The 19,603-nt window shown below is 66.3% G+C and carries 19 protein-coding genes; 11 read left to right on the top strand and 8 right to left on the bottom strand.

All coding sequences use genetic code 11. The annotated features are described in order from the left end of the window. Position 1 precedes the first annotated feature (1 nt). Together rlmN and ABC347_RS14430 are read right to left on the bottom strand one after the other, a co-directional pair. Positions 2-1,210: a dual-specificity RNA methyltransferase RlmN gene (gene rlmN / locus ABC347_RS14435; RefSeq protein ID WP_413246407.1), complete on the bottom strand. Its 1,209-nt coding sequence runs from the start codon at positions 1,208-1,210 to the stop codon at positions 2-4. A gap of 47 nt (positions 1,211-1,257) precedes the next feature. Beyond that, positions 1,258-1,749, bottom strand: a complete 492-nt coding sequence (locus ABC347_RS14430; RefSeq protein ID WP_413246406.1) for a hypothetical protein — start codon at positions 1,747-1,749, stop codon at positions 1,258-1,260. Between the two features lie 154 nt (positions 1,750-1,903). Here ABC347_RS14430 and ABC347_RS14425 point away from each other — a divergent pair, with 154 nt between their 5' ends. Then, positions 1,904-2,482: an outer membrane protein gene (locus tag ABC347_RS14425; protein ID WP_413246405.1), complete on the top strand. Its 579-nt coding sequence runs from the start codon at positions 1,904-1,906 to the stop codon at positions 2,480-2,482. Between the two features lie 141 nt (positions 2,483-2,623). Beyond that, on the top strand, positions 2,624-3,736 hold the full coding sequence (gene dnaN, locus ABC347_RS14420; RefSeq protein WP_413246404.1) for a DNA polymerase III subunit beta: 1,113 nt from the start codon (positions 2,624-2,626) through the stop codon (positions 3,734-3,736). Positions 3,737-3,743: 7 nt separating this feature from the next. On the opposite strand, the gene ABC347_RS14415 is transcribed toward dnaN, so the two are convergent. The 3 genes from ABC347_RS14415 to ABC347_RS14405 are packed head-to-tail and all read right to left on the bottom strand — an operon-like array spanning position 3,744 to position 5,792. After that, positions 3,744-4,304: a DUF924 family protein gene (locus ABC347_RS14415; RefSeq protein ID WP_413246403.1), complete on the bottom strand. Its 561-nt coding sequence runs from the start codon at positions 4,302-4,304 to the stop codon at positions 3,744-3,746. Further along, positions 4,304-5,125: a 2,3,4,5-tetrahydropyridine-2,6-dicarboxylate N-succinyltransferase gene (gene dapD / locus ABC347_RS14410; protein WP_413246402.1), complete on the bottom strand. Its 822-nt coding sequence runs from the start codon at positions 5,123-5,125 to the stop codon at positions 4,304-4,306. Before dapD ends, ABC347_RS14415 begins: the two co-directional genes overlap by 1 nt. Position 5,126: 1 nt before the next feature. Continuing rightward, a complete protein-coding gene (locus tag ABC347_RS14405; RefSeq protein ID WP_413246401.1) occupies positions 5,127-5,792 on the bottom strand; it encodes a pyrimidine 5'-nucleotidase in 666 nt (221 codons plus the stop codon). A 57-nt stretch (positions 5,793-5,849) separates the two neighbouring features. Here ABC347_RS14405 and ABC347_RS14400 point away from each other — a divergent pair, with 57 nt between their 5' ends. Further along, positions 5,850-8,090 carry a S8 family peptidase gene (locus ABC347_RS14400; RefSeq protein WP_413246400.1) on the top strand — a complete coding sequence of 747 codons (2,241 nt, stop codon included), beginning with the start codon at positions 5,850-5,852 and terminating at the stop codon, positions 8,088-8,090. Between the two features lie 46 nt (positions 8,091-8,136). Here ABC347_RS14400 and ABC347_RS14395 read toward each other — a convergent pair whose 3' ends face one another. After that, the gene (locus ABC347_RS14395) at positions 8,137-8,682 is read right to left on the bottom strand and encodes an HD domain-containing protein (protein WP_413246399.1); all 546 of its coding nucleotides are present in this window, start codon (positions 8,680-8,682) and stop codon (positions 8,137-8,139) included. Continuing rightward, positions 8,679-10,373 (bottom strand): class I adenylate-forming enzyme family protein, encoded by a 1,695-nt coding sequence (locus ABC347_RS14390; RefSeq protein ID WP_413246398.1) that lies wholly within the window; start codon positions 10,371-10,373, stop codon positions 8,679-8,681. Before ABC347_RS14390 ends, ABC347_RS14395 begins: the two co-directional genes overlap by 4 nt. Before the next feature lie 84 nt (positions 10,374-10,457). Between ABC347_RS14390 and lgt the strand changes: the two genes are divergently transcribed. Continuing rightward, a complete protein-coding gene (gene lgt, locus ABC347_RS14385) occupies positions 10,458-11,309 on the top strand; it encodes a prolipoprotein diacylglyceryl transferase (protein ID WP_413247072.1) in 852 nt (283 codons plus the stop codon). Then, entirely contained in the window at positions 11,237-12,289 is a 1,053-nt protein-coding gene (locus tag ABC347_RS14380; protein ID WP_413246397.1) for a class I SAM-dependent methyltransferase, read from the top strand. The genes lgt and ABC347_RS14380 overlap by 73 nt, the downstream gene beginning before the upstream one ends. 48 nt (positions 12,290-12,337) lie before the next feature. On the opposite strand, the gene ABC347_RS14375 is transcribed toward ABC347_RS14380, so the two are convergent. Next, positions 12,338-14,278, bottom strand: coding sequence for an AAA family ATPase (locus ABC347_RS14375; RefSeq protein WP_413246396.1), 1,941 nt, complete (start codon positions 14,276-14,278; stop codon positions 12,338-12,340). 482 nt (positions 14,279-14,760) lie between these two features. Here ABC347_RS14375 and ABC347_RS14370 point away from each other — a divergent pair, with 482 nt between their 5' ends. From ABC347_RS14370 to ABC347_RS14345, 6 genes are all read left to right on the top strand, one after another. Next, entirely contained in the window at positions 14,761-15,372 is a 612-nt protein-coding gene (locus ABC347_RS14370) for a hypothetical protein (RefSeq protein WP_413246395.1), read from the top strand. Then, positions 15,365-15,733 (top strand): winged helix-turn-helix domain-containing protein, encoded by a 369-nt coding sequence (locus ABC347_RS14365; protein ID WP_413246394.1) that lies wholly within the window; start codon positions 15,365-15,367, stop codon positions 15,731-15,733. Before ABC347_RS14370 ends, ABC347_RS14365 begins: the two co-directional genes overlap by 8 nt. 29 nt (positions 15,734-15,762) lie before the next feature. Next, complete coding sequence (locus ABC347_RS14360; RefSeq protein WP_413246393.1) at positions 15,763-16,047, top strand: hypothetical protein; 285 nt, start codon at positions 15,763-15,765, stop codon at positions 16,045-16,047. Position 16,048: 1 nt separating this feature from the next. Then, the gene (locus ABC347_RS14355; protein WP_413246392.1) at positions 16,049-16,513 is read left to right on the top strand and encodes a diacylglycerol kinase family protein; all 465 of its coding nucleotides are present in this window, start codon (positions 16,049-16,051) and stop codon (positions 16,511-16,513) included. Then, positions 16,510-17,976 (top strand): B12-binding domain-containing radical SAM protein, encoded by a 1,467-nt coding sequence (locus ABC347_RS14350; protein WP_413246391.1) that lies wholly within the window; start codon positions 16,510-16,512, stop codon positions 17,974-17,976. Before ABC347_RS14355 ends, ABC347_RS14350 begins: the two co-directional genes overlap by 4 nt. Before the next feature lie 312 nt (positions 17,977-18,288). Further along, the gene (locus ABC347_RS14345; protein ID WP_413246390.1) at positions 18,289-19,443 is read left to right on the top strand and encodes a tyrosine-type recombinase/integrase; all 1,155 of its coding nucleotides are present in this window, start codon (positions 18,289-18,291) and stop codon (positions 19,441-19,443) included. The last annotated feature ends 160 nt before the right edge of the window (positions 19,444-19,603 follow it).

Genomic DNA, 19,603 nt, shown 5'->3' with positions numbered 1-19,603 from the left:
ATCAGCCCAGCGCGGCCTGCTTCTCTTCCGCCAGCCGGTCGAGCTCGGCGCGGCTCTTCTTCTCCGATGCAGTCTTCAGCTGTCCGCAGGCGGCATCGATGTCGCGGCCGCGCGGCGTGCGCACCGGGGCCGAGATGCCGGCCTTGAACACGATGTCGCTGAACGCCGCGATCCGCTCGCGCGTCGATGTCTCGTAGGCCGCGCCCGGCCAGGGGTTGAACGGGATCAGGTTCACCTTGGCGGGCAGCTTGTACTTGCGCAGCAGGCGGACGAGCTCGCGCGCATCGGCGTCGCTGTCATTCTTGTCCTTCAGCATCACATATTCGAACGTGATGCGCCGCGCGTTGTTGGCGCCGGGATAATCCGCGCAGGCCTGCAGCAGTTCCTCGATTCCATATTTGCGGTTGAGCGGCACGATCTCGTCGCGCACCTCCTTCGTCACCGCATGCAGCGACACGGCGAGATTGACGCCGATCTCGGTACCGGCCCGCGCCATCATCGGCACCACGCCCGATGTGCTGAGCGTGATCCGGCGCTTGCTCAGCGCCAGCCCGTCGCCATCCATCACCAGGTTCAGCGCATCGCGGACATTATCGAAATTATAGAGCGGCTCGCCCATCCCCATCATCACGATGTTGGTGAGCATCCGGCCTTCGGGCTGGCTCGGCCATTCGCCGAGCGCATCGCGGGCCAGCATCACCTGCCCGACGATCTCGCCTGCGGTCAGGTTACGCACCAGCCGCATCGTGCCGGTGTGGCAGAAGCGGCAATTCAGCGTGCAGCCCACCTGGCTCGATACGCACAGCGTACCGCGATCGGCATCCGGGATGAACACCATCTCGTAATCCTGGTCATCATCAGACCGCAGCAGCCATTTGCGCGTGCCATCGGTCGAGACCTGCGCCTCGACGACCTGCGGGCGGCCGATCACGAACCGTTCGGCCAGCCAAGGATGCATCGCCTCGGCGATGTCGGTCATCACCGTGAAGTCGGTCGCGCCGCGGTTATAGATCCAGTGCCACAGCTGCTTGGCGCGCAGCCGTGCCTGCTTGGGCTCCAGCCCGGCGTCCGCCAGCACCATGCGCAGCTGATCGCGGGTTAGCCCGATCAGGTCGACCCGTCCGTCGGCGCGCGGCACCTGCGGGCGCGGCACCGGCACCGGATCGATATGGCCGGGGATGGGCATGGCGATGGTCTGGGGGGCGTTCATCGCGGCGATGTAGTCGAAGTGCGCCATTTTTTCCACCGTTGCCGCAGTCAACCGCGCCGTGCACATCCCAAGGCGGCGGCATCGATCGCGGTGGCAGCGCCGCGCAATCGATAGGCATCGACGAACGCGCGCCCGTCGCGCGCGCGGGTCTCGACCGACAGGCTGGTGCCGGATCGCATCGCCGCCACGATCGTGGCATCCGTGCGCGGGTCGGGCGCCCATGCATCGCCGCCGCCGCCGATCAGCGCGAATCGCCGATCGCCGATCGCCAGCGTGACCGGTGCGCCCGGCAACTTCGCGCGCCGCAGCCGGATATGGATCTGCCCGCGCACCGCGCGCGCCGGCCAGAAGGAGATGCTGGCAAACGGGCGCCAATCCCCCCCGCCCCGCCGCACGACCGGCTCCGCCACTGCGAAGCAGCGCGTCGGGCGATCGTCGCGAAACGAACCCCAGCCGTCGAACACGCCAAGCGACTCTCGCGCTGCCGAAGCCGGCGACGCCGCCAACAGCAGGCCGGCCATCAGGATTGCGCGGATCATCGGTCGCGAGGATCGAAGGAGCATAGCCCACCTTCCCCGATCTGTGGCCCAAATACAACGGAAGGGCTCGTTTATGTGAGGTTCATGCAACCTCGATCGCTCTCAGGCACTGAGCGCGGGCCCCGGCAACGGGGATTCGTGATGGAGTTTGATCATGCGTAGCTTTGCTTACACCGCCGCCCTGCTGCTCGCCGGCGCGGCCGCATCCCCCGTCCTCGCGCAGGAGGCCGCTCCGTTCACCGGCCCGCGCGTCGAAGGCATCATCGGTTACGACAAGGTCGATGTGAACCCGGGCAAGGACGACAGCGTCATGTACGGCGTCGCGGCCGGATACGACATGCAGTTGGGCGGCCTCGTCGTTGGCCTGGAAGGTGAATATACCGACTCCAACATCAAGGATTGCGTTGGCGCGCGCACCGCCGCCAGCCCGGAAGTCTGTGCCCGTGTCGGCCGTGATCTCTACGCCGGCGGCCGGGTCGGCTCTGCGATCGGTCCCGATACGCTCGTCTACGGCAAGGTCGGTTACACCAATGCCGGCTTCCGTGCGACCGGCGACGACGGCACCGGCCGCGTGGAATTGGCCGACGGCAATCTCGATGGCGTGCGCGTCGGCGCCGGACTTGAGCAGAAGGTCGGCCCGAACAGCTTCGTGAAGGCGGAATATCGCTATTCCAACTATGAAGCCGGTGTGGAACGCCACCAGGCGGTCGCCGGCTTCGGCTTCCGCTTCTGATCGATCGCGCCCCTCTTATCAGGGATGCGGGAAGAGGCCGGGCGGCAACGTCCGGCCTTTTTCTGTGCGGCCCCTCTTCCGGCCCCCGTCACCCGCGCTATAACGCCAGTCCGTTTGGACTTCGGGGATTTGGGGCACAGAATGAAGGCGACGATCGAGCGCGCGATCCTGTTGAGGAGCCTCAGCCACGTCCAGAGCGTGGTCGAGCGGCGCAACACCATCCCGATCCTCTCGAACGTGCTGATCGAGGCGACGGCGGATGGCGCGCTGAAGCTGATGGCGACCGATCTCGACCTGCAAATCGTGGACACCGTCTCCGCCGACGTCGAAACTGCCGGATCGACCACGGTTTCCGCGCACACCTTGTTCGATATTGCGCGCAAGCTGCCGGAAGGATCGCAGGTCCAGCTGACCGCGGCCGAAGGCAAGATGCTGATCGTGGCCGGGCGTGCCCGCTTCAACCTCCAGACGCTGCCGCGGGACGACTTCCCCGTGATCGCCGAGGGCGATCTGCCCACCAAGTTCGAACTGCCCGCCGAGACGCTGAAGCAGATCATCGACAAGACCCGGTTCGCGATCTCGACCGAGGAGACGCGCTACTATCTGAACGGCATCTTCCTGCATGTCGCCGATGATGCGCAGCCGGTGCTGAAGGCGGCGGCCACCGACGGCCACCGCCTCGCGCGCGTCACCGTTGCCCGTCCCGATGGCGCCGCCGGCATGCCAGACGTCATCATCCCCCGCAAATGCGTGGGCGAGCTGCGCAAGCTGCTCGACGAAGTCGACGGCTCGGTCGAAGTGTCGCTGTCCACCACCAAAGTCCGCTTCAACCTCGGCACGGCGATCCTGACGAGCAAGCTGATCGACGGCACCTTCCCCGATTACAGCCGCGTCATCCCGACCGCGAACGACAAGCTGCTGAAGCTCGATCCGCGCAGCTTCATGGAAGGCGTCGACCGGGTGGCGACCATCGCCAGCGAAAAGACCCGCGCCGTGAAGATGGCGCTCGACCGCGACAAGATCACGCTTTCCGTCACCAGTCCGGAAAACGGCACCGCAGCCGAAGAGGTGCCGGGCGACTATGCCGCGATGCCGTTCGAGATCGGCTTCAACGCGCGCTACCTGATGGATATTCTGGGGCAGATCGAAGGCGACAGCGTCGAGGTTCACCTTGCGGATGCCGCCGCCCCCACCCTGATCCGCGAGAACGACAAGGCGCCGGCGCTGTACGTGCTGATGCCGATGCGGGTGTGATCCACGGCTAGCCCGCGAACCCGCCCTCATCGAGATAGGCCTGCTCCTCCGCCGTCGTCTCGCGGCCCAGCGCGGAGTTGCGGTGCGGGAAGCGGCCGAAGCGATCGATCACTTCGGCGTGCAGTTGGGCGTAGCGGATATAGTCGTCGGCGCGCTCGGTCCGGTCGCGCAGGCGCGCGGTGAGCGCAATCGACTGCGCCTGCGCCACCGCATCCTCGGCATGTTCGAACGGCAGATAGAAGAAGAGCGCCAGGTCGCCGGCCACCGCCGCGTCATGCCCCCGCGCGATCGCGACGTCTGCGACATGCAGTGCAAGCGGATCGGTGGCAAAGGCGTGCGCGGTATCGCGGTACAGGTTGCGCGGGAACTGATCGAGCAGCAACACCAGCGCCAGCGCGCCTTCCGCGGTTTCCAGCCAGCCGTCGTGCCGGCGCGCCGCGGCAGCCATGTGCGCCGCCTCGTAATGGCGGCAGCGCGCATCGAAGCCATCGTCTTTGGCGAACCAGGCATCCGGCCCGGCGTCCGCCCAGAAGGCCACAATCTCGGCCGCAAGCGGATCTGCCGCCATCAGTCGCGCAGCAATTCGTTGATGCCGGTCTTGGCGCGGGTCTGCGCATCGACCCGCTTCACGATGACCGCGCAGTAGAGGCTGGGGCCGCCGTTCGGATCGGGCAGCGCGCCCGGCACCACCACCGCATAGGCCGGCACCTCGCCGCGGAACACTTCGCCGGTCGCGCGATCGACGATCTTGGTCGATGCGCCGAGATACACGCCCATCGACAGCACCGCGCCTTCGCGTACGATCACGCCTTCGGCCACCTCGGCGCGCGCGCCGATGAACGCGCCGTCCTCAATCACCACCGGGTTCGCCTGCAGCGGTTCCAGCACCCCACCGATACCCGCGCCGCCCGAGAGATGCACGTTGCGGCCGATCTGCGCGCAGCTGCCGACCGTCGCCCAGGTGTCGATCATCGCGCCTTCGCCGACATTGGCACCGATATTGACGAAGCTCGGCATCAGCACCGCGCCCTTACCGACGAAGGCACCGCGGCGCACGATCGCGCCCGGGACAGCGCGGAAGCCCGCCGCGCGGAACTGCGCCTCATTCCAGCCGGCGAACTTCGACGGCACCTTGTCGAACCCGGGTGATCCCGCCGATCCACCCTCGACCAGCGCATTGTCGTTCAGCCGGAACGACAGCAGCACCGCTTTCTTGAGCCACTGGTGGACAACCCAGCCCCCATCCACCTTCTCGGCGACCCGCGCGCGGCCGCTGTCCAGCGCGGCCAGCGCCTCGTCCACCGCGTCGCGCACCGCGCCGGTGGTGGAAAAGTTCAGCGTGTCGCGCGCGTCCCAGGCGGCATCGATGGTGGCGGCCAGATCGCTCATCTCAATTCCCCATAATCTCTTGGAGCCACTGCCCCACATCCTCGATTTCATAATCGATCGCGGCGGCATCTGCCTGATGCGCGCCATGATCTGATCCATTGTTCACCCACACCGTCGTCATCCCCAGCGCCTTGGCCGGCGGCAGGTTGCGGGCCATGTCCTCGACGAACAGGCTGGTGGACGGATTTATGCCGAACGCGGCCACCATCGCCCGGTAGCTGTCGGCATGGGGCTTGGGCGTGTAGGCGCAGGCGTGGATGTCGTAGATCGCCTCGAAACTGTCGGACAGGCCGATCCGCGCGAGCACCCGCCGGGCATAGGCCTGATCGCCATTGGTGAAGATCAGCTTGCGGCCGGGCAGCGCGGCCACCGCCTCGACCAACCGACGATCCTCGGCCAGCACGTCCATCTCGATATCGTGGACGAAATCGAGAAACTCGTGCGGGTCCACAGTGTGCGTGCGCATCAGGCCGGACAGTGTGGTGCCATGATCGACGAACAGCTGTTTCTGGATCCGACGCGCCTTTTCCAACGGCACATCCATCAGCTGCGATACGAACGCCGTCATCCGCTTGTCGATCAGGCCGAACAGGTCGGTCGATGCCGGATACAGCGTGTTATCGAGATCGAAGATCCAGGCATCGATATGGCGAAGCGCTTCGATCATTGCGGGCCGCGTCTAGCGGGCGCAGGATGGCGGGGCAACCGGCTGGGGGAATGGCTGATGCAGCTACGGGGGATCGCGTTGGGATCGCTGGCCTTTCTGGCCGGCTGCGGAGGGGGAGGTGGCGGCGGCGGCGTCCAGCCGACCCCGGCGCCCCCGGTCGTGCCAACGCCGACCAACCCCACCCCGCCGATCACCCCGCCGCCGACCGGATCGGCCAACGACACCGCCGAGTTCCGCCGATCCGATGGCGCGCTGCTATCCGGCGCGATCTATGGCTGGGATGCCGGCGCCACCGGGCGCGGGGTGACTGCGGCGATCATCGACGGCGGCCTGACCGACGTCACTGGGGAGTTCACCGGGCGGATAAGCCCGGCATCCACCGACACCACCGGCAACAACCGCGCGATCGCGGACAGCGGCGGCCATGGCACGGCCGTGGCCGGGGTGCTGGCTGCGGCCCGCAACGACAGCGGCATCGTCGGCGTCGCCTATGATGCCCAGCTGCTGGTGCTGAAATCGGACACGCCGGGCAGCTGCGTCGGGTTCAACAGCTGTTCGCATAGCGACCAGGCGATCGCCCGCGCGGTCGATGTCGCAGTGGCGCAGCGTGCGCGAGTGATCAACCTGTCGCTCGGCGGCAGTGCGGCCCAGCCGGTGCTGATCAACGCCATCGACCGGGCGACCGCGGCCGGCATCGTCGTGGTCATTTCCGCCGGCAATGACGGTATGGCCAACCCCGATCCGTTCGCGCTGCTCGCCAACAACGCCGCGGCGCGCGGGCTGGTGCTGATCGCGGGCGCGTTCGACCCCAATGGCGAGATCGCCAGTTTCAGCAACCGCGCCGGCAGCGGTGCCAGCCACTATCTGCTCGGCCCCGGCCAACGACTGCGTAGCGTCGACAATGTCGGCGATGCCGTGCTGGTGACCGGCACCTCCTTTGCCACGCCGGTGATCGCAGGCGCGGTCGCGCTGCTGGCACAGGCATTCCCCACGCTGACCGGGGCGGAAATCGTGCAGCTGCTGTTCGATACCGCCAACGATCTCGGGCCTAGCGGCACCGACGCTACTTATGGCCGGGGTCGAATCGATCTGAGCCGTGCGTTCCGCCCGCGAGGCTCGACCGCGCTGGCGGGCAGTGGCATCGTGGTGACGGGCGATGCCGCCAACGGCGTCACCTCGGCCGCGATGGGCGATGCGGGACGCGGCGGCACCGCGCAGGCGGTGGTGCTCGATACGCTCGGCCGTGCCTATGGTGTCGACCTTGCCGCAACGATCGCGCGCTCCGGGCCGGAACCACGGCTGACCGCGGCATTGAGCGGTGGCCAGCAGCGGGTTTCGGCCGGGTTCGGGCCGGGCGTGATCGCATTGACGATCGACGGGAACGGCGCCCGCGCGCTGACGCTGGACCAGCCGCAGGTGGCGCGCGCACGGGCTAGCGCGGGCATGATGGCGGCGCGGATCGGGCCGCGGACCGCGTTCGCGCTCGGTTTCTCGACCAGCGGCACCGGGCTTGCGGCACAGATCAGCGGCCGGGGATCCACCCCGTTCCTGATCGCGCGTGATCCGGCCGGCGGGCCGGGTTTCCTCGCGACGGGCACGAGCGCGCTGGCGCTGCGCCATGATCTCGGCCCGCTCGGCGTAACAGTGACGGCCGACCGTGGCTTCGCGCTCGCCCCGCGGCTCGATCCTGGCCGGCGCGACCGCAGCCGCCACGGCTATACCGGTATGGGGCTTGCGATCGACCGGCCGTTCGGCCCGCTGCGGCTGGGTGTCGGGTGGAGCCGGCTGAGCGAGCGGCGCACCGTGCTTGGCGCGCTGTTCAGGCCCGGCCTGGCCGGCGGCGGCACCACCGACTTTGCCGACATCTCCGCCGATCTCGCACTCGGCCGCTGGTCGCTGGCGGCGCAGGCCCGGCACGGCTGGACACGGGCGGAGGGTGTCATCGGCGGCGCGAGGCTGGCCAGCAGCGCCTTCGCCGTGGATCTGGCGCGGGCCGGCATATTGACGCCGGGCGATCGCCTATCGCTGCGCGTCGCGCAGCCGCTGCGTGTTTCGTCGGGCGGGCTGGAGCTGATGCTGCCGACCGGGTTCGACTATGCCGGCGGCGTCACCGCGACGACCGCGACCCGCATCGGGCTGGCCCCGCATGGCCGCGAGATCGATGTCGAGGCCGGCTGGGGCGCTCCCCTACTGGGCGGCTGGTTTTCGACAAGCCTCTTCTGGCGCAGCGACCCCGGTCATTTCGAAGCCCTGCCAGACGATCGCGGGGCGGCGATCCGGTTCAGCGCGGGGTTCTGACGATCGATCCGGCAATCGGATACCCAAAAGCAGCACTTACCCACACTCACATCATGCGCGGTGCGGCGAACATCCGCATGACCAGCGGTTCGAAACTTTCGAGCGGATCGGCTTCGAATTCCGGGTCGAATGCCGGATTGTCCCACCGATCGACCAGCTTCTCGCACAGCGTGAACCAGGGCGCTGCGGCATGGGCGTCGCGCAGGTTCGGATCGCGGCCGAAATGCGCATAATAATAGCGGCCCTGAAATTCCTGATGATGCAGCACCGCACAATAGACGTCGTCGCGGACATAGGGGCGCAGCATCTCGGCCGCGATCGCCGGATGGTTGGGGACCGAGATCGCCTTGCCCATGTCGTGGCAGAGCGCGGCGAGCTGCTCCTCGTCGTCCGCACCGTCGCGGCGAGCCAGCGTGGCCGTCTGCAGCGCATGATGGAGCTGATCGCAGGGGAAGCCGAGCTCGAGTGGCTTCAGCGCGCGCAGCAGATCCATCACCCGAAGCCCGGTGCCGGCGCGGAAATCCTCGGCATGGGCGGCACCGATCCGGGCCCAGTCGGCGGCGCTGCTGGCGTCAAGTCGCGTGAAGCTCATACCGGGGCATGCTCTTCGGCGAGAGCCGCATGCGCGGCGGCGCGCAGCGCACGCCGATCGATCTTGCCGGTGCCCAGCCGCGGCATGGGCTCCGTCCGCCACCAGATGCGCTGGGGCAGCTTGAAGCGGGCGAGCCGCGTGGCCAGGAAATCGATCAACTCAGCATCCTCCAGCCGTTCCCCCTCTGCCAGACGCACCACCGCGCCCGGCACTTCCCCCAGCCGATCGTCGGGCAGGCCGAACACGCACGCCTCGGCGATCGCCGGGTGGGCATAGAGCGCAGCCTCGACTTCCTGACAGCTGATATTCTCGCCACCGCGGATGATGATATCCTTCGCGCGGTCGACGATTCGAAGATAACCGTCTTCATCCAGAAAGCCAATATCACCTGTTCTGAAGTAACCTAGATCAGTGAATGCCGCGCGTGCGGCGGCCTCGTCCTGCCAATATCCGCTGAAATTGGCGGCGCTGAGGATCGCGACTTGGCCCTTTTCTCCGATCGGCAGTTCCGCATCGTCATCGTCCAGGATCACCAACTTGACGAATGGCGCCTGCGCCCGGCCGGTCGAATTGGGCTTGGCGACATAGTTGGCGCGGTAATTGGTGCAGCCGACGGCATTGGTTTCGGTCAGCCCATAGCCGATCATCGGGTTGCCGCGCGGAAAAGCCTGCTTCAGCCGCGGCACATGCGCCGGCGGGCGGGCAGCGCCGCCGGCGGCGATATCGGCCAGCGATGCCAGATCGCGCTGCTCGCGATCGGGATGCTGCAGCAGTTCGAGGCTCATCGTCGGCACGCCGACGAAATAGGTCACACGCTCGGCCTCGATCAGGCGGAGCGCCTCACCCGCATCCCATTTGCGCATCAGTACCAGCTTGCGCCCGATCGCGATGCTGTTCAGCAGCACGGGCACTTCGCCAGTGACGTGGAATAGCGGCACCGCCACCAGCGCCGATGGCAGGAACGCCGGCGCGTCACCATCCTCCGTGATCAGTCGGAGCAGCGATGCGGTGAGGGTGAGGAAGGTGTAGGTCGCGGTCAGCACCTGGCGGTGGGTGGACCAGGCCCCCTTGCAACGACCGGTGGAGCCGGAGGTGAACAGGATGGTGGCCGGATCGTCCGCCGCGATTGCCGGCAGCGGCGCGGTGGCGATGCCGTCCAGCAGCGGGTCCAACGCCGCCTGCGCCGGCAGGTTCACATCCAGCGTGACGAGCGTGGCCCCGGGGGGGATCGCGGCCAGCCGGCGACCGCGCTCGACATCGGCCACGATCAGCCGGGGCGTCGTCAGCGCCAGCCCATCAGCCATCTCGTCGGCAGTCCACCAGCCGTTGACGAGCGTTGCGATCGCGCCGGCCTTCAGCGCGCCGATGTAGAGGATGATCCAGCTCGGGCAGTTGCGCATCGCGATCGCCACCCGATCGCCGGGCTTCACGCCGTGCCCGCCAGCCAGCGCACCCGCCACCCTGTCCGCCCAGGCGGCGATCTCGCCGAAGCGCAGCCGCTCGTCCCCCGCGACGATGCCGTCCGCATCGGCATGGGCGGCCAGGAAATGATCGAAGAAGGCCGGCAGCGTCTGCGGCAAGGCGGGCACGGTCACCCGCCCGTCACCATCGCCCGTCACGCCGAGCGGGCCCTGCGGCCCGGTTACGGCGGCGATGATCGCTGAAAAGCGGTCGTCCAGGGGGCTGGCCATGATCATCCTCTCGCGACTTTGCGCTTTGCGCTTTGCCACTTTATGGGGGCCGAAACCTCCGGGGGTAAAGCCTTGATCCTGACCATGCTGGCCGACGCTACGGCAGCCTTGAATTTCGATTCGCTGGGGCTGTCGCCGATCGCGCTCGATCTCGGCTTCCTGCAGATTCGCTGGTATTCGCTGGCCTATATCGCGGGCATCCTGATCGGCTGGTGGTATCTTCTGAAGCTGCTGGATACGCCGGGCGCGCCAATGGCCCGCCGCCATGCCGACGACATGGTCTTCTATGCGACACTCGGCATCCTGCTCGGCGGGCGGATCGCCTATGTGCTGTTCTACAAGCCCGAATTGCTGCGCACCCCGCTGGAGGTGTTCAAGATCTGGGAAGGCGGCATGTCGTTCCACGGCGGCATGATCGGCGTGACGATCGGCATCATCCTGATGGCGCGCAAGAACGGGCTGAACTGGCTGCGCATCCATGATTATGTCGCCTGCTGCGTGCCGTTCGGGCTGTTCTTCGGCCGGCTCGCCAATTTCGTGAACGGCGAATTGTGGGGACGCGAGACGACTTTGCCCTGGGGCGTGATCTTTCCGCGCACTGGCGATGGCATCCCCCGCCATCCCAGCCAGCTGTACGAGGCCGGGCTGGAAGGGCTGCTGCTGTTCACGATCCTGTGGTTCGCCTTCTGGAAGACGAAGGCTCGCTACGAGCCGGGCAAGCTCGTCGGTCTGTTCCTGGTTGGTTACGGGATCAGTCGCTTCCTGGTCGAACTGGTGCGCCAGCCGGACGAGGGGCTAGAGAATCTGAGCTGGGGGCTGACGATGGGCCAGACACTCACCGTGCCGATGCTGATCGGCGGGGCATGGCTGATCGCCACCGCCAAATCGCGCCGCCAGCGGGTGGAGCCGACCGCCGGACCGGACAGCGTCGCCTGACGCCGCTGGCGCGCACGCTGGCGGCGCGGATCGCGGCCGAAGGGCCGATCCCCGTCTCCGAATGGATCGCCGCCTGCAACGGCCATTATTACGGAACCCGCGATCCGCTGGGCGCGCGCGGCGATTTCGTGACTGCGCCCGAGATCAGCCAGATGTTCGGCGAATTGTGCGGGCTGTGGCTGGCCGACCTGTGGGATCGCGCGGGCCGGCCGCCGGCCTATTATGTGGAGCTGGGACCAGGCCGCGGCACGCTGGCAGCCGATGCACTGCGGGCGATGCGCGGCGTGGGACTGGCTCCGGCCGTGCATCTGGTGGAGACGAGCCCAGCGCTGCGCCGCGCGCAGGCCGATCGGCTGCCGGGGGCGACCTGGCATGACGCGATCGACACGCTGCCGACCGATGCGCCGCTGCTGATCATCGCCAACGAATTCTTCGACGCACTGCCGTTCGAGCAGCGCGTGGAGACGGGCGCGGGCTGGACCGAGCGACGGGTGGGGTTTGACGGCACGCGCTTCTTCGCGCTGCCCGACGGCCGCATCGCCGAACGCTGCCCTGCGGGGGAAGCGATCATGGCGGCGCTTTCGGCTCGGATCGCGCGGCAGGGCGGCGCGCTGCTTGCGATCGACTATGGCTATGCCGGCCCTGCGATCGGCGACACGCTGCAAGCGGTAAAGGCGCATGGCTATGCCGATCCGTTCGCCGAACCAGGCGAGGCGGATCTGACCTGTCATGTCGATTTCACCGCGCTGACGGCGGCGGCGGGCAATGGCGTCACGAGCCGCGGCCCGGCCGAACAGGGCGGCTGGCTGGAGCGGCTGGGCGTCGCCGCCCGCGCCGCCGCGCTCGCCCGCGCCGCCCCCGCCCGCGCCGACGAGATCGCCGCCGCCCGCCTGCGCCTGACCGCCCCCGAGGCCATGGGCCGGCTGTTCAAGGTGCTCGCCGTGACGCCGCCGGACTGGCCGCAACCGGCGGGATTTTGATGCCGCATATTGCTGCGTCGGATCTTTCGCGGGCTCGATCCGTAAGGCTCAGAATCCCATCCGTCCCCGCTCCGGCCGCCATGAGGCCTCGTGCCGGAGACGGGCGACCAGATCATCCGCACCGCGGCTCGGTTGGTGCCGCAGCTGTCGCCGGACTGCGGCGAAATCGCCGGGTGTCAGGGTTCGGCATTCGGCAAGATCGGCGGGTGCCGCGAGGCCGAAGAAGCGCTCGAATGCCCGTGCCGCGCGGGCCGGCCCAAGCGGAGCAAGGTCCAGCTTGAACACGAATCGCCGCAGCGCTGCGGGATCCAGCCGATGAACATGGTTGGTCGCGGCAATCACCGGCAACGGATGATGATCAAGCCAGGTCAGCATCTCGTTCACCTGCCCTGCTTCCCAGCTATGTGTTGCGGAAGCGCGATCGAAGAGGAGCGATTCCACCTCGTCGAACAGCAGCACGTGATCCTGGTCCCGGGCATTGGCGAAGGCTTCGGCGATCGCCGCTTCGGTCCCCCCGACCCAGCGCGACAGCAGGTCGGAAGCACGTTTAACGACCAGCGGTCGATCGATGGCGCGGGCCATGTGATGTGCCAGCGCCGTTTTCCCGGTGCCGGGCGGCCCGGTGAGCAGCAGCGAGACATCCCGGGAGCCGGACGCAGCCAGCCGATCGAGCAGCGGGTGGAGTGGCAGGCTGGTCTCGAACAGATCGAGATCCAGCGCATCGTCTCGGCCGGGTGGAAGTTCGCCATCCTGCAGCGCGCGGACCAGCGCCATTGCGGAGCGCGCGCCGCCATCATCGTCATTTGCCAGGCGGGCTGAACGCGTCGCCACGCGCAGGATGGTCGCCGCTTCCGGGGCCCGATGCAGCAGCGCTTCCACCGCCTTGTGAACCACCACCCCTTCTTCCGCCGCGATCCGCGAGAGCATCCGCCGCGCCGCACGCGGGGACGGCAGACCGAGCTTAAGAACGAAGCTCATCCGCCGCAGAATCGCAGCGTCAACGTTGCCGATCGCGTTGGTCGTCCAGATCACCGGCACCGCATTGGTTTCCAGTACGCGATTGACGAAGACTTTGCTGCCCTGCCGGCCCTGCACCCAATCCCCAGGGGAGGGCTTCGCATCCCCGATCAGGTCCTCCATCTCATCGAACAGCAGCGCCACGCCGCCGGCGGGCGACAATATCCGCTGCGCCAGCTGCAGCGCAGTGACGCGATCCCAGCGGCTGGGCTCATCGCCATCATCGTCGGCCTCGCCGACCGCGTGCAGCGCAAGGCCGCCACATTCAGCAAGCGTGCGCGCAAGTTCGGTCTTGCCGGTGCCCGGCGGTCCATGGATCAGGATGTTGATGCCCTGTGCCTTCGCGGCCACCGCTCCGGAAAGAAGGCGGACGAGGAAATCGAAATCCACGATATGATCGAAGTCGTCAGCCGATAGCCGCGCCTGCTGTCGCGCCCCAACCAGGGTCGCGATCACCGCTTCGCGCTCGGCAGTCGCGCGATCCAGAAGTCGGGCCAGCGCCCAGCCGATATCAACTTCGATCGCCCCCTTCCGGTTCGCGCGAAAATTGAACAGGCCGAGGCGCAACAGGATGCTGCGGCTGATCGCGCGGTCGCCATCGGCGGGTTCAGCGCCGGCCGCTTCGCCAAGCAGGGTCGGCAGGTTGCGACCATGGTCATTCCAGATCGCTGCCAGCGCTTCGACGCGGGGCAGCCGATCCGTCGCGACGACCAGCGTCAGCAGCGCAGCGTCGAACGTATCGAGCGCCAGCACTTGGGCCAAAACGCCGGCGACGGCCAGCACATGGGGTCGCTCTATCGCGTGATCGCGCGACAGTGCGCTGCACGCCGCCTCCCATGTGTGCGCATCACCCAAGTCCAGCCAATCGGCATGGGCTTCAGCCCAGCCGTCGAGTGCGCGATGCAGCCTCGTATCGGCGCTCGCGCTCATCCGGAACGCCAGGCTCCGGACGACCGTCCATTCATCCGTCATATGTCCGTCCCGCGCGTGATGCGCGCGAACCAGAGAGGTCGCACGCGATCGAACCGCGTCCATCCGTGTGATTCTAGGCTGCGGGCGGCGCGTCCGGCCCGACCGCAACCTCGCCTCATTTAGCGAGGCGCCTTTACGGCAGGGATCGGATGCAGCCGGCCGAGCCCATGAAAGGCGTCAGGTCCAGCAATCCAATTACTCCAATGGCCGCGGAATCAGACCGCGTGCGGCAGGCCACATAGTCGAAATCGGGGTGTGTCACAAGTTGCTCGCCGATGGCACGGCGAAAGGTGATCGGTGCCATTGATCGGCGCGATGCACTGGTCCCTAGGTACATTTCAGGCCGAATAAGCCAGTCCGCGAGCGGAGTGCATGGCCACCCGGGATGCCGAGCGGCATCTGGCATTCGCCGGCCAGAGCAATCGGAAGTTGACTGCCTCTTTAATGCAAGATACTTTGCATTACGGAGTTTGGAGGATGCGTTGACAGAAGTCGATCGAGCGCTGGCACAGCTTGGTGCCATCCAGGCACAGATGGCGGCCAGCACCCGGTTCCGCGGTTTTGCGCCCCAGGCAGTCGCAGCGACCGGATTGCTGGCGATCCTAGTCGCGGCGGCGCAGACGCTGTGGCCGGGGCTTCCCTGGAGCGGGGGGCGTGGCTTCATCATTGCCTGGGTCGTAGCCGCCATGGTGTCGGCGCTGGTCATCGGGATGGAAGGCCTGGATCGAGCGCGTCGCCTGCACGGCAGCATGGCGGACTTGATGATCGGCAGCACATTGCGGCTTCTGCTGCCGTTCGGCGCGGCCGGCGCGGCGGTCACTCTGGTGATCTGCCAAGCGGCGCCCGCCACGGCCTGGATATTGCCCGGCCTGTGGCAGATGCTGGTCGCGCTGATCGGGTTCGCGGCGGTGACGACCCTGCCGCGCTCGATCGTCTGGGCGGCCGGATGGTATTTCCTGTGCGCGGTCGTCGTCCTGATGGTGGCCTCGCGGGATGCGACGCTTTCGCCATGGATGATGGGCATCCCGTTCGGCGTCGGGCAGTTGCTGGTCGCTGGCATCCTGCACCGGTCGGTGGGCCCGCAACATGGCTGATCGGAAGGCGCCCTATGCCTATGAAGGGCTCGATCGGATCTTTCATGAAAAGGCGCGGCTCGGCATCGTCACATCCCTCGCCGGCCATAGCGACGGCCTCGGATTCTCTGACCTGAAGAGCCTTTGCGGTCTGACCGACGGCAATCTCAGCCGCCATCTGCAGGTGCTGGAGGACGCCGGCTTCGTCGCACTGGAGAAAGGCTATGAGGGCAAACGTCCGCATACCCGCTGCCGGCTCACGACCGAGGGCCGCGAGCGCTTTGCCGACTATCTCGATGTGCTCGCGCAGGTCCTGCGCAAGGCGCGCGCCGGCGCACGATCGAGCGATGGCGCGCCGCGCTTGAGCGGACGGCCGACTTGACTCCACCACATTTGCCTAATCACTTTGCATTGCAAAGCTTCGAGGCCCAGGCCATCAGGTTCTGGGTGCCGGCTGCAGGTCAGGACAGCGCCGTTTCCCGGCCGGTCCGGCATGGCCGCGCGCTGATCGCCATGCTCACTGCCCGGACCTATCCGGCCACGGCCACGCTGCTTATCCATGGCCTGGCGAGCGGGCGTCACTATCATGTGCATTGTGCCGGCCACGGCTTCTGCCGCGGCGATGAAGCGGGCGAGGCGCGGATGCGTATCAACCTGGCCGGACCGACCCAGCTGATTATCGAGCCGGTGGTCTGACGTGCGCGACACCCATCACACCGTAGCTGAGACGGCACCTGCCGATAGCAGAATAGAGAAACCTCGAAAGCCCTTCAGCCTCGCCGCGCGGCTGCAGAGCATCGGCTTTGCACTGAATGGGATCAAGGTTCTCGTGCGAGACGAGCACAACGCGCGGATCCATCTGTTCGCTTGCGTCGTGGTGAGCGTCGCGGGCTTCGCTCTTCGGCTGCCGCTGGCAGAATGGTGCTGGATCATTCTCGCCGTGGCGCTCGTCCTGGCGCTGGAGACGATCAACACCGCAGTCGAGCAGCTTTGTGATCGCATCACCCTGGAAGAGGATCCGATGATCAGGCGCGCCAAGGATGTGGCCGCAAGTGCGGTCCTGATCGCATCGATCGCTGCTGTCGCGATCGGCGCCGCGACCCTTCTGCCGCATCTGCAGCAAACCGCGGCGGCTACGATATGCGGAGGAAAGGCGGCGTGAAGGTCAAAATGATCCTGCCCGCACTTACCGAAGCAAAAAGCCCGTTCTGGCGGCCGATCAAATATTCGCTGTTCCCGCCGCTCGGGCTTGCGACCCTCGCGGCGTTCCTTACCCCCGACGACGAGATCGAGCTGGTCGACGACCATGTCGAGCGGCTGACGACCAACGATTGCCCGGATCTCGTGGTGATCCAGGTCTATATCACCAACGCCTATCGCGCCTACGCGCTCGCCGACCACTACCGGGCCAAGGGCTGCTATGTCGCGCTGGGTGGCCTGCACGTCACCGCGCTGCCGGACGAAGCCGCGCCCCATGCGGACAGTATCTTCATCGGTCCAGGGGAACAAATCTTTCCCGAATTCCTCGCCGATCTACGCGCGCGTTGCCCACGCCCGCGCTATGTTTCCGCCGCCGGCCGCACCATCCATGGCATTCCGCCCGTGCGCCGCGACCTCATCAAGCGCGAGCGCTACCTTGTGCCGAACTCGATCGTCGTGACCCGCGGCTGCCCGCAGCATTGCGACTTCTGCTACAAGGATGCCTTTTTCGCAGGCGGCCGATCCTTCTACGCGCAGCGGATCGAAGAGGCGCTGGCCGAGATCGAACGACTGCCTGGGCGTCACCTCTACTTCCTCGACGATCATCTGCTCGGCGACCGGCGCTTCGCTGAAGGTTTGTTCGCGGGCATGCGCGGCATGGGACGGCTGTTCCAGGGTGCCGCCACGGTCGATAGTGTGCTGCGTGGCGACTTGATCGAGCGCGCGGCCGAAGCCGGTCTGCGCAGTCTGTTCGTCGGCTTCGAGACGTTCAGCCCCGAAAATCTGCGAGCAAGCAACAAGAAGCAGAATCTGGCGCGTGACTACGCCGCGGTCGCCCGGCGGCTGAGCGACCTGGGCATCATGATTAACGGATCGTTCGTGTTCGGAATGGATGACGATGGCCCCGACGTGTTCGACCGCACCGTCGATTGGGCGGTCGAGAACGGCATCACGACCGCGACCTTTCATATCCAGACGCCTTATCCCGGCACGCGGCTTCATCAGTCACTCACCGCCCAAGGACGCATCACCTGTGATGACTGGGATCGCTACGATACCCGGCATGTCGTGTACGCACCGGCGCGGCTGACTGCGGAGGCGCTGAAGGCGGGTTATGACCGCGCCTATCGCGACTTCTATGGGTGGGAAAATATCGTTCGCGGTGCCTGGACGCATGACAGCGCGAAGCACCGGGCGAAGCATTTCTTCTACGCTGCGGGCTGGAAGAAGTTCGAACCGCTATGGGACCTTGCCATCAAGATGCGTCGGCTACGCACGATGACACCGCTGCTCGAAGCCGTGCTCGCAAAGGTTTCGCTCAGGCAGCGATCGGCGGACTGGTCGGAACGGCAGCCAGCGTCCGCATCCCTTAGCGGGCTCGTCGCGGATGAGCCGATGCCGCAGCCGCCGGTTCCAGGCTTCTGAGACCAGCCGCTCTGCCTCAACAGTTCAGGCACAAAAAAAGCCCCGTCGCTAACGCGATGGGGGCCATTCGTGGCGGTGGTTGCGGGGACAGGATTTGAACCTGTGACCTTCAGGTTATGAGTGCTGTTGCCGGTCGTACGCACACCTACGCATGACCGCGTTCTTGTTCGCGTTTTCAATAACTTGGTTGACTGTGACTATGATCGACGCCTGACTCACCCGCGCAGCATTTCGCAGCGATGCGCGCCCTCTTGCTTCCGCCATGCTGCCGGACACGAGGGTGCTGCGATGCACGGTAGCAGGAGGAGTGTCATGGCCAAACTGTCGAAGAGACTGATTGAGAATGCAGAGGTACGCTTGAGCGAATATATGATCTGGGACAGTGATATTGCTGGCTTCGGTGTCAGGGTCCTGCCCTCTGGCAGGAGAAGCTATCTGATCCAGTACCGCGTTGGCACCCGATCACGTCGGGTGACCCTTGGTGCGCATGGTATCCTGACCCCCGATCAGGCGCGTACGCTCGCCATTCGGGAACTTGCGGCAGTTCGGGCGGGCGGCGATCCTGCCGAGGATCGCAAGCAGCGCCGCGCGGCAATCACTGTTCGCGAGCTATCTGAGCGATTCGATCGCGAGCACATCTCGGTACGTGTCAAGGAAAGCACGGCCAAAGAATACCGACGCAATCTGAAGCGATTCATTCTTCCTGCGCTTGGCCGACTGCGGGTCGAGGAGGTGACGCGTGCGGATGTCGCCAAGTTTCACCACGATCTGCGGCATATCCCCTATCAGGCGAACCGCAACATCGAGATTGTTTCGAAGATGTTCAACTTGGCCGAGATGTGGGGACTGCGACCCGATGGCAGCAACCCCCGACGTCACATCCGCAAGTATGTCGAGCTAAAGCGAGAGCGGTTCTTGAGCGCCGCTGAACTCACTCGTCTGAGCGAAGTGCTTGGGGAAATGGAAGCCGAGAGAATCGAATCTGCTGCCGCGATTTCCGCAGTTCGCCTACTCGTACTGACCGGCTGTCGCCTCAACGAGATTATGAAGCTTCGCTGGGAGCATGTCGATTTCTCTGCTGCCGTGCTGCGGCTGCCCGAATCCAAAACCGGCGCCAAAACTGTGCATCTCGGTCGAGCGGCGGTGGCTTGCCTTGCTACGCACGGGCGCAATTCATTAAATCCGTACGTCATTCCGGGCACCCTTCCCGGCAAGCCGCTCTCAGATCTGCAGCCGTTTTGGCGCCGCGTTCGCAATCGAGCCGGACTGAAGGACGTTCGCCTTCACGACTTGCGCCACACCTATGCGTCGGTTGCCGTCGCGGCCGGACAGAGCCTACCCATGATTGGAAAGTTGCTGGGCCATACGCAGGTGCAAACCACCGCGCGCTACGCTCACCTTGCGGGCGACCCGGTGCACGCCGCTGCTAACGATGTAAGCAACGCGATATCTACCAGCTTCCGATGACCTTTGCGACGCTCGAACTCCGCGTCAATTCCGCCGCTTCGGACGTTTGACATCGTCTTATGGGTGGAGAGCGGCCCGGCTGCTTTCGGGCGCTCAGATGGCCGAAGCGGACATCCGTTCAGTCGGCGAGGTCCGGAGCCCGCACGTCGCAAATCGGGCG

The sequence above is a fragment of the Sphingomonas canaveralia genome (genome assembly GCF_047238125.1).
Taxonomy (GTDB): domain Bacteria; phylum Pseudomonadota; class Alphaproteobacteria; order Sphingomonadales; family Sphingomonadaceae; genus JBDFMH01.
Note: the sequence above shows the minus strand (reverse complement) of the source record. Positions and strands in the feature narration are given on the sequence as shown.